8 protein-coding genes are annotated in these 10,090 nt (G+C 69.9%); 2 read left to right on the top strand and 6 right to left on the bottom strand.

All coding sequences use genetic code 11. From position 1 onward, the window contains the following. The 4 genes from J5F18_RS15025 to J5F18_RS15010 all read right to left on the bottom strand — a co-directional run. Positions 1-1,507, bottom strand: a 1,507-nt coding sequence (locus J5F18_RS15025; protein WP_346299374.1) for a TRAP transporter fused permease subunit, incomplete at its 3' end; no start/stop codon positions are given. Positions 1,508-1,664: 157 nt separating this feature from the next. Continuing rightward, positions 1,665-2,696: a TAXI family TRAP transporter solute-binding subunit gene (locus J5F18_RS15020; protein WP_346299373.1), complete on the bottom strand. Its 1,032-nt coding sequence runs from the start codon at positions 2,694-2,696 to the stop codon at positions 1,665-1,667. A gap of 205 nt (positions 2,697-2,901) precedes the next feature. Further along, a complete protein-coding gene (locus J5F18_RS15015) occupies positions 2,902-4,257 on the bottom strand; it encodes a sigma-54 dependent transcriptional regulator (RefSeq protein ID WP_346299372.1) in 1,356 nt (451 codons plus the stop codon). After that, on the bottom strand, positions 4,244-6,028 hold the full coding sequence (locus J5F18_RS15010; protein WP_346299371.1) for an ATP-binding protein: 1,785 nt from the start codon (positions 6,026-6,028) through the stop codon (positions 4,244-4,246). The genes J5F18_RS15015 and J5F18_RS15010 overlap by 14 nt, the downstream gene beginning before the upstream one ends. Positions 6,029-6,234: 206 nt before the next feature. Between J5F18_RS15010 and serS the strand changes: the two genes are divergently transcribed. Beyond that, positions 6,235-7,509 carry a serine--tRNA ligase gene (serS, locus tag J5F18_RS15005; protein ID WP_346299370.1) on the top strand — a complete coding sequence of 425 codons (1,275 nt, stop codon included), beginning with the start codon at positions 6,235-6,237 and terminating at the stop codon, positions 7,507-7,509. A 159-nt stretch (positions 7,510-7,668) separates the two neighbouring features. On the opposite strand, the gene J5F18_RS15000 is transcribed toward serS, so the two are convergent. After that, positions 7,669-8,436 carry an SIMPL domain-containing protein gene (locus J5F18_RS15000; RefSeq protein WP_346299369.1) on the bottom strand — a complete coding sequence of 256 codons (768 nt, stop codon included), beginning with the start codon at positions 8,434-8,436 and terminating at the stop codon, positions 7,669-7,671. A gap of 149 nt (positions 8,437-8,585) precedes the next feature. Here J5F18_RS15000 and J5F18_RS14995 point away from each other — a divergent pair, with 149 nt between their 5' ends. After that, entirely contained in the window at positions 8,586-9,692 is a 1,107-nt protein-coding gene (locus tag J5F18_RS14995) for an AI-2E family transporter (protein ID WP_346299368.1), read from the top strand. Positions 9,693-9,745: 53 nt separating this feature from the next. Here J5F18_RS14995 and trxA read toward each other — a convergent pair whose 3' ends face one another. Continuing rightward, entirely contained in the window at positions 9,746-10,069 is a 324-nt protein-coding gene (gene trxA / locus J5F18_RS14990; RefSeq protein WP_346302250.1) for a thioredoxin, read from the bottom strand. Between the last annotated feature and the right edge of the window lie 21 nt (positions 10,070-10,090).

Raw genomic sequence — 10,090 nt, 5'->3', positions numbered from 1 at the left:
TGAGCAGCTCTACCAGCTGGCCGTGGGCCATCAGGCCGTAGAGGGCCGGCGCCGAGAGAGTGCCGAGCACGATATAGGCGGCGGTGACCGGCAGCCCCATGCCCAGCACCAGGGAGGCGATGGCGATCAGCACGATGGTGATCAGCAGGCTGCCCCCGGCCCAGTCGGTGATCATCAGCGAGAAGGTATTGCCGATGCCGGTGGTGGAGACCACGTTGACGATCAGCCCCACGGTGAGCAGCAGGATCGCCGTGGTGATCATGTTGCGGGTGCCGAGCACCAAGGCTTCCATCACCACCGTCGGGGTCATGGGGGCCTTGGAGAGCCAGGAGGCCACCACCACCGAGAGGATGGCGATGCCGGCGGCGTAGGTGGGGGTGAAGCCGTAGATCAGCGCGGCCACCAGCACCACCAGCGGCAGCAGGAAGTGCCAGCCGCCCTTGAGCACCTCGAGGAAGCGCGGCGCCTCCTCGGTCTCGACGTGCTGGGCGCCGCTGCGCTTGGCCTCGATGCGCACGAACATCGCCACCGAGAGGAAGTAGAGCAGCGCCGGCAGGGCCGCCACGCCGATGATGGTGAGGTAGGAGACCTGGGTGTAGGAGGCCATGATGAAGGCCCCGGCGCCCATCACCGGGGGCATCAGCTGGCCGCCTGTGGAGGCCGCCGCCTCGACCCCGGCGGCGAAGCGCGGCGGGAAGCCGGCCTTGCGCATCAGCGGGATGGTGATCACCCCGGTGGAGACGGTGTTGGCCACGCTGGAGCCGGACACCGAGCCCATCAGCCCCGAGGAGAAGACCGCCACGAAGCCGGGGCCGCCGACGAAGCGCCCGGCGGCGCAGCGGGCCAGCTCGATGATGAAGTCGCCGGCGCCGGAGCGTACCAGGAAGGCGCCGAACAGGATGAACATGAAGACGTAGGACCAGGAGATGCGGGCGATGGAGCCCAGCATGCCGTCGCCGCCCAGGTAGCTGCGGAACAGCACCGTTTCCCAGGAGAGGCCGGGGAAGCCGAACACCCCGCTCACATGGCGCCCCCACCAGGCCACGTAGGTGAGCGCCACCAGGCAGAGCAGGGGAATGAACCAGCCGGTGGTACGGCGTGCGAACTCCAGGATCAGCGCCAGGGCGACGATGGAGACGATCCAGTCGGCGGTTGAGAAGCGTACCCCGCGGGCGTAGAGGGCGTCCTCGAAGCCGATCAGGTAGAGGGCGCAGCCCACCGCGGCCAGGCCGAGCAGGATGTCCACCGCCAGGACCAGCCGGGCGCTGCCGGCGGAGCGGGTCTTGAGCATCGGCACCGAGAGGGCGCAGAGCAGGCCGAACATGCCGAAGTGCAGGGCGCTGACCCACACTTCGGAGAGGGTGCCGAGGGTGTTGAAGTAGAGATGCGACAGGGCCACGACGATGGCCAGGGCGAACAGCACCCGGCCGAGCCAGGGGTGCTCGAGGCGCTCGGGGGCTTCGCTGGCGGCTTCGTCGCGCACCTCGGGAGTGGGCGTTGCGTTCATGGGTGTTCTCGCGGAGCTGACGTGGATGGGAAGTGTCGCCGGCAGCGTCATGGGGCTTTGCCGGGGGCAGGTCGAGACCTTCTCGTCGACCTGCCCCCGGCGCCCCTCGCCTTGGGTGGCGGCAGCAGGCTCTGGCAACGGTATGGAGATAGGGGTCTTAGCCCTCCAGCAGATGCGCGGGGATGACCAGCCCCTGCTCCTCGAAGTAGCGGGCGGCGCCGGGGTGCAGGGGCATGGGCAGGCCGTCGAGGGCCTTCTCGAGGGCCATGTCGCGGGTCGCCGGGTGGATGTTGTTGAGGAAGGGCAGGTTCTCGAACATCGCCTTGGTGATCTGGTAGACGTGCTCTTCCGGCACGTCGGCGTTGACCACCAGGATGTTGGGCTGGGCGATGGTGCGGACCGGCTCGTCCTGGCCCGGGTAGGTGCCGGCGGGGATCTCGTAGGGGGTCCACACCGGGTAGTCGGCGTTGATGCGCTCGAGCTGCTCGTCCGTGACATTCAGGATCGAGATGTTGCTGCCCATGTTGGCGAAGGCGCTGGTCACCGCGGAGGCGGGCACTCCGGCGGGGATGTTCATGCCGTCGATATTGCCGTTCTGCATGGAGTCGGCGCTGGGTCCATAGCCCAGGTAGGCCAGGTTCATCCGCTCGGGGTCGATCTCGAGACCGGCAAGAATCTGCCGACCGGAGCCTTCGGTGCCGGAGTTGCGGGCGCCGATGGAGAAGCCGCGACCATAGAGATTGCCCAGATCGTCGATGGTACCGCTCTCCATCCGGTTGCTGCGCATCACGAAGTGCTCGACGTTCTGCCACAGCATGGAGACGGAGCGCAGGTTGTCGTAGGCCTTGGGCACCGGGCCCTCGCCGTGCCAGGCCCAGGCGCCGTAGAGGGCCTGGAGGATGCCGAACTGGGCCTGGTTGTCGTCCATCAGGCGCAGGTTCTCGGCGGAGCCGGCGGAGCTGATGGCGGAGACCGAGAGGTTGTGGGTCGGCTCCAGCTTGACCCGCACCAGGGTCGAGAGGGCCACCCCCACCGGATAGAAGGTCCCGCCGGTGGTGGCGGTGCCCATGATGTACTGCCCCCCTTCGCTGCCGTTGTCGGCGCTGGCGGTCGCGGCACCCAGGCCGAGGGCGGCGGCGGTGGCGGTGGCGAGGCAGAGGGCGGACTTGAGGAACTGGCGCTTGTGCATGGCGGGTCTCCGTGTGCTGAACGTTATGGTTGTGACACGCCCTGACATAGCGACAAGCCTGCCAGCTTCGGTGACAGGCGTTGCGTTTCAATGGATTGCGTTGGCAGGCCGCGAGGCGGCCGGGGCCCGGGCGGGCGGTATCGGCGACTTTTCGCCGAGGCTGGCGGGGTCCATCGGCAAGATCTTGCCGATGGGCAGGGCGGGGTCAGGCGTCGTCGTCGCCGAGGAAGGCCTCGCGGCGCAGGCCGTGCTTCTGCATCTTCTGGTTGAGGGTGCGACGCGGCAGCTCCAGCTCCGCCATCACCGCCTGGATGTTGCCGCCGTGACGGCCCAGGGCGGCGCGCAGCAGGGCCGCCTCGAAGGCGGCCACCTGGGCGGCCAGGGAGCCGTCGCCCTCTGCGGCGGCGTCCAGGCAGGGGATCTCGAGGCCGAGGATGAAGCGGGTGGCGGCGTTGCGCAGCTCGCGCAGGTTGCCCGGCCAGGCGTGGCGCTCCAGGGCCTGGAGCAGGGCGGCGTCGGGCTCGCGCCGGGGGCGGTCGTGGACCTCGGCGGCCTGATGGCAGAAGTGGCGGAAGAGCCGGGCGATGTCCTCGCGGCGCTCGCGCAGCGGCGGCAGGACCAGCTCGGCGATGGCCAGCCGGTAGTAGAGGTCCTCGCGGAAGTCCCCCTCGGCGGCCAGGGCCAGCAGGTCCACCTTGCTGGCCGCCACCACCCGCAGGTCGACCCGCTGCACGGTGTTGCTGCCCAGGCGGGTGATCTCGCCCTCCTGCAGGGCACGCAGCAGCTTGACCTGGGCGGCCAGCGGCAGCGACTCCACCTCGTCGAGGAACAGGGTGCCGCCGCTGGCGTGCTCCAGCTTGCCGATGCGCCGCTCCTGGGCGCCGGTGAAGGCGCCCTTCTCGTGGCCGAACAGCTCCGATTCGATCAGCTCCGGGGCCAGGGCGCCGCAGTTGAGAGCCACGAAGGGGGTGTCGGGGCCGGGGCCGAGGTCGTGGAGGCAGCGCGCCACCACCTCCTTGCCGCTGCCGGTCTCGCCGTGCACCAGGACGTTGGCGCGCAGCGGGGCCAGGTTGGCGAGCTGGTCGCGCAGGCGCCGCATGGCCGGCGCCCTCCCCAGCAGCCGGCCGGCCAGGTCGCCCTCGCGCAGGGCGTGGCGCAGGCGGCGGTTCTCCAGGGCCAGGCGGCGGCGTTCCAGGGCGCGGCGCACGCACTCCTCGAGGCGCTCCGGGGCGAAGGGCTTCTCGACGAAGTCCCAGGCGCCGGCCTGCATCGCCGCCACCGCCATGGGCACGTCGCCGTGGCCGGTGATCAGCACCACCGGGGGCGGCTCCTCCAGGCGTTGCACTTCGTCCAGCAGCGCCAGGCCGTCCATGCCGGGCATCTTCACGTCGCTGACCAGCACCCCGCAGGCGTCGCCGGCGGTGAGCGCGGCCAGGGCCGCGGGGGCCTCGGCGAAGGGGCGCACCGCCAGCTCCGAGACCTCGAGCCACTGGCCGAGTGATTCACGCACATCGGGGTCGTCGTCCACCAGCCAGATCGGCAGCGCCTCAGCGCTCGACATGGGACTCTCCTGCATGGATGGCCTCCTCGGGGGCGCCGGGCAGGGCCACCCGGAACCAGGCGCCGCCCGTTTCGCGGTTGCCGGCAGCGATGTGGCCGCCCAGGTCCTGGACGATGCCGAAGCAGATGAACAGCCCCAGCCCCAGGCCGTCGCCCACCGCCTTGGTGGTGAAGAAGGGGTCGAAGAGGTGCGACAGGGCGGCCTCCTCGATGCCCGGCCCGTTGTCGGCCACCTCGAGCACCACCCGCTCGACCTGGCGGCGCAGGCGGATCTCGAGGCGCGGCGCGGCGACCCCGCCCAGGGCGTCGAGGGCGTTGCGCAGCAGGTTGGTGAGCAGCTGCTCGAGGCGCAGCGGGTCGCCCAGCACCCGCGGCGGCGGCCCCGGGGGCTCGGGCCGCACCAGGCTCACCCCCTGCTCGGCGAGGCGCTCGTCGAGCAGCTCCAGCACGAAGTCGAGCCGCTCGGCCAGGTCCACCGCTTCCTGGCGGTCGCCGCGGCGGGCGAACAGCTTGAGCTGGCGGATCAGGGCGTCCTGGCGCTCGCACAGCGCCTGGATGCGCTGGAAGTTGGCCTCGGCGGCCTCCGGGCGGCCGCGGGCGAGCAGCCGCTCGCCGTTGGCGGCGAAGGTGCGGATGCCCGACAGCGGCTGGTTGAGTTCGTGGGCGATGCCGGCGGCCATGGTGCCCAGGGCGGCCAGCTTGCCGGCCTGGACCAGTTCGGCCTGGGCTGCCTCCAACTCCTGGGTGCGCTCAGCCACCCGCGCCTCCAGGCGCTCGTTGGCCTCGCGGATGATGCGCGCCTCGCGGTCGCGCAGGCGCTGGCGCTTCTGGCGCTCGCGTAGCCAGAGCCCCAGCAGCAGCAGGGCGAGGGTGGCGCCGGCGGCGGCCAGCAGGGCGTTGCGGGCGCTGACGTAGAGCGGGCGCACCGGCGCCAGGTAGTGCATGGTCCAGCCCAGGGTGGCCTGGGGCAGGCTCAGGTCGAGGAAGCGCTCGCCCAGGCCGTCGCTGCCGGTGCGCAGGGTACCGTCGGCCAGGCGCTCGCCCAGAGGGTGCAGCGGCTCGTCGAGGAACTGGCGCTGGTCGCGGATCTCCGCCAGGGCACCGGGCGAGAGCTCGCCGAGGCGGCGGTAGCGCCACTCCGGGCGGCTGGAGAGGATCACCACGCCGTTGGCGTCGGAGAGCAGTACCTTCTCGCCGGCGCGCCGCCAGCTCTCCTGCAGCGACTCCAGGGAGACCTTGAGGGCGAGCACGCCGAGAGGCGCGCTCTCGGCTCCGCCCGTCACGGCGGCGGAGACGAAGTAGCCCGCTCGGCCGGTGGTACTGCCGATGGCGAAGAACTCGCCCCTGCCCTCTGCCACGGCGTCGCGGTAGTAGGGGCGGAAGGAGTAGCGGTGGCCGAGGAAGCTGTCTTCGGTGGCGTGGTTGCTGGCCGCCACGGTCACACCCTCGGCATCCATCAGGAAGATCGCCTCGGCGCCGGAGCGCTCGGCCACCTCGGCCAGGTGGGCGTTGACCTGGGCGTCGAAGATGCCCACCTCATCGAGCAGCGCCGCCTGCACCAGGGGCTGGCGGGCCAGCAGCCCCGGCAGGTAGGCGAAGCGCTCCAGGGCCCCCTGTAGCGTGGTGGTGTAGAGCGCCAGGCGCGTCTGAGCGTGGCGTTCGGCCTCTCGGCCCGCCTGGGCGTACTGCCACTGCCACATCGACCAGAGCCCGGCGGCGACCAACAGCCCGAGAACCGCTAGCAGGGCGAGGCGCCAGGCGCGCGGCGTCATGCCGTCCACCCCGGCAGCGGCAGGGGGTGGGGCAGGGCGGCGAGGCGAAGGGCGTGGGCGCGTGACATGCAGGAGATGATAGGGCCTCCCGGGCGGACGGGAAAGGCGGGCGCGTGGCGCCCCTGCGGCCTTTTGCCTACAATGGCGCCCTGTTTCGTCCCTGTTACCTCCACCCTTCAATCACCGACTGCAACGGACCGGATTCCATGCTCGATCCCAAACTGCTGCGCAGCGACCTCGACGCGGTCGCCCAACGACTGGCCAAGCGGGGCTTTATCCTCGACACCGAGCGGCTCGAGGCGCTGGAGTCCCGGCGCCGCGAGCTGCAGGCCGAGACCGAGTCCCTGCAGAACGAGCGCAACACCCGCTCCAAGGCGATCGGCAAGGCCAAGGCCGCCGGCGAGGATATCCAACCACTGCTCGACGAGGTGAGCGACCTGGGCGAGCGCCTGGTCGCCGCCAAGGTGCGCCTCGCCGAGGTGCAGGCCGAGTGGGACGACCTGGTCAGCGGGATTCCCAACCTGCCCCACGAGAGCGTGCCGGCGGGCGAGAGCGAGGAGGAGAACGTCGAGCTGCACCGCTGGGGTACCCCGCGGGAATTCGACTTCACGGTTCGGGATCATGTCGATCTCGGTGCGCTGAGGGGAAATCTCGACTTCGATCTGGCCGCCAAGCTGACCGGGGCGCGCTTCGCGGTGATGCGTGGCCCCATCGCCCGCCTGCACCGGGCGCTGGCCCAGTTCATGCTGGACAAGCAGACCCTCGAGCACGGCTACGAGGAGTGCTACGTGCCTTATATGGTCAACGAGGCGTCGCTCTTCGGCACCGGCCAACTGCCCAAGTTCGGCGAGGACCTGTTCCACCTCGACGACGAGCGCGGCTTCCACCTGATCCCCACCTCCGAGGTGCCGCTGACCAACTTCGCCCGGGACGAGATCCTGGAGCACAAGGTGCTGCCGCTGAAGCTCACCGCCCATACCCCCTGCTTCCGCAGCGAGGCGGGCTCCCATGGCCGCGACACCCGCGGCATGATTCGCCAGCACCAGTTCGACAAGGTGGAGATGGTGCAGCTGGTGGCGCCGGAGACGAGCTACGCGGCCCTGGAGGAGATGCGCGGCCACGCCGAGGCGATCCTGCAGGCGCTGGCGCTGCCCTACCGGGTGGTGACGCTGTGCACCGGCGACATGGGTTTCGGCGCCGCCAAGACCTATGACCTGGAGGTGTGGATTCCGAGCCAGGGCGCCTACCGGGAGATCTCCTCGGTCTCCAACTGCGAGGCGTTCCAGGCCCGGCGGATGCAGGCGCGCTTCCGTCACCCCGAGCAGAAGAAACCGCAGCTGCTGCACACCCTCAACGGCTCCGGCCTGGCGGTGGGGCGCTGCCTGGTGGCGGTGCTGGAGAACTACCAGAACGCCGACGGCTCGGTCACGGTCCCCGAGGCACTGCGGCCCTACATGGGCGGCGTCGAGACGATCAACTGAGCGCCTAGCTGCAAGCGCCTAGCGCCCAGCCGCTCGTTAGCGGGCGGCAAGTGTTGAGGTAGATAACGAGAACCCCCGCGGATCGCATCCGGCGGGGGTTCTTCGTTGACGCCAGCGGTGGAGACATGATCTTCGGCGCTAGGCGCTAGGCGCTAGGCGCTACTCTATTTCCCAGCTGACGCTGACGCCGGCCTCGATCTCCAGGGTGCCGGGGCGGTATTCTGCCTGAGCGGCGCTTTCGCGGGCATCGGCGGCCATGGTCATCATGCGCGGCTGGAAGATCGGCGCGCGGGTCTCGCTGACGCTGGCCACCGGCCCTAAGGTGATGCCGAGGGTGTCGGCCATCAGCCCGGCCTTGTGGCGGGCCTTCTCCAGCGCCTTGACCAGCGCCTCGTCGGTGGCGGCATCGCGGTCGGTGAGGTCGTAGCTGACGCCGTCCAGGGCGTTGACGCCGGCCTCGGTGAGGGCGTCGAGCAGGACGGGAAGCCGCTCCAGGTCGTCGATCAGGATTCGGAAGGGGCGCTCCAGGCGGGTCCGCACCAGTGTCTCGCGCTCGCCATCCTCACGGCGGCTGCCGGCAAGGTGCTCGGGCTGGACCGCCAGCGAGCCGGCGCTGATGGCATCGCGTTCGAAGCCTGCGTTCTCCAGGGTGTCGATAAGCTCGGCGGCGCGGCGCTCCAGGCGTTCTCGGGCTTCACGCAGGGCGTCCGGGTCACCGGTGTGTTCTTCCTCGCGGCGTATAGAAGGCGTGCGTTCCCAGAGCCGTGCGCTCAGGGTGGCCCTGTCCGGTGCCACCGACAGGGTGGCCTCGGCCTGGACATGAAGATGACGCTGTGGTTCGCCCGCGGCCAGCGCCGGGGCGGCGAGCAGGGGAGTGGCGATGAGCAGGCCACCCAGCAGTTGCCGAGCGGAACGTAGCGGGGTCATCCTGGCCTCCTTGCGATGATGGCGTGGCGACATGCCACGCAGCTTCGAGGGAGAGTCGCGGCATTGGTTCCCGGTCAGGCCGGCCAACGTTGTTGCCGACCCGGTGCGCGGGCATGATGGAAGCTGGCCGGGGAGGAGGAGAGGGCGCGATGTCGAACCAGGAGGAGGCGGGGCGGGGCATCGTCCCCCTCAATCTGATGCTCGGGCTGGCGGCCCTGGTGGTGGTCGTGGCCGGCATGAAGACCGGCTCCAGCCTGCTGGTGCCGCTGCTGCTGGCGGTCTTTATCGCGGTGATCTGCAGCGGGCCGGTTCAGTGGCTCAACCGCCTGGGGCTCGGCCTGAGGGCGGCGGTCTGGCTGACCCTGGTGGTGATCGGTCTGCTCTTCTCGCTGGTGGGCCTGCTGCTGGTCAACAGCTTCGGAACCTTCGTGGAGGCCCTGCCGGGGATCGAGGAGAAGTTGCAGGAGTACTACTTCGGGCTGCTGGACGGCCTGGCGCGCCTGGGGCTGGCCATCGAGCCTGAACGATTGGCCGGCCTGCTGGATGTCGAACAGCTGGGCGGCTGGGTTCCGACCCTGCTCGGCGAGATCGGCAACCTGCTGGTGCAGAGCGTGATCGTTGGCCTGCTGGTGGTCTTCATGCTGTTCGAGACCCTGCACTTCCGCGCCAAGGTATCGCGCGCCCTGGCCAATCCGGCACCGAGCCTCGAGCGCTTCAGTGAGTTCAGCCAGACCCTGAAACGCTACCTGGCGGTGAAGACCCTGATCAGCCTGGTTACCGGTGGCCTGGTGTGGGTGGCCTGCCTGCTGGTGGGCGTCGACTTTCCCTTCCTGTGGGCCGTGCTGGCCTTTGCCCTGAACTACATTCCCAATATCGGTTCGGCCCTTGCCGCTGTGCCACCGGTGCTGCTGCTGCTGGTCTCGCCGGAGGGCGGTCTGGTGGATGTGCTGCTGCTTTCGGCGGCCTACCTGGGCATCAATTTCCTGCTCGGCAATATCGTCGAGCCCAGGGTGATGGGGCGGGCTCTGGGGCTCTCGACCCTGGTGGCCTTCCTGTCGCTGGTGGTGTGGGGCTGGATCTTCGGGACGGTGGGGCTACTGCTGTCGGTGGTGCTCACCATGACCCTGAAGATCGCCCTGGACAGCCATCCCCAGACGCGCTGGATGGCCCACCTGCTGGGGCCCGGGGAAGCCGAGCAGAATGCCCGGCCCGATCGGCCGCTGTCGGAGCGCACGCCCGAGGATGAGGCGCCATGAACAACGTCGCCCCGGCCATGGCCGGGGCGTTGCGCGGGGTCGAGTACCGGGGGTCAGGCGTTCTGGTCGATGAACTGTGCCAGCTGGGACTTGGACTGAGCACCCACCAGGGAGGCGACCTTGGCACCGGACTTGAACAGCATGACGGTAGGGACACCGCGCACGCCCTGCTCGGCGGCGATCTCGGGCGCATCATCCACGTTGATGCTGACGATCTTGAGGTTACCGCTGCGCTCCTCGGCGACCTCGTCGACCACCGGCGCCATTACCTTGCAGGGACCGCACCAGGGTGCCCAGAACTTGAGCAGAACCGGCGTGTCGGCCTTGAGAACTTCCTGCTCGAAGTTGGCATTGGTGACATCGACGTTGTTGGCCATGGGGTTCTCCAGTTTCGTTGC

The sequence above is a fragment of the Halomonas sp. BM-2019 genome, from assembly GCF_017584085.1.
The sequence above is the reverse complement of the archived record's forward strand: the minus strand, read 5'-3'. Positions and strand labels throughout refer to the sequence as shown.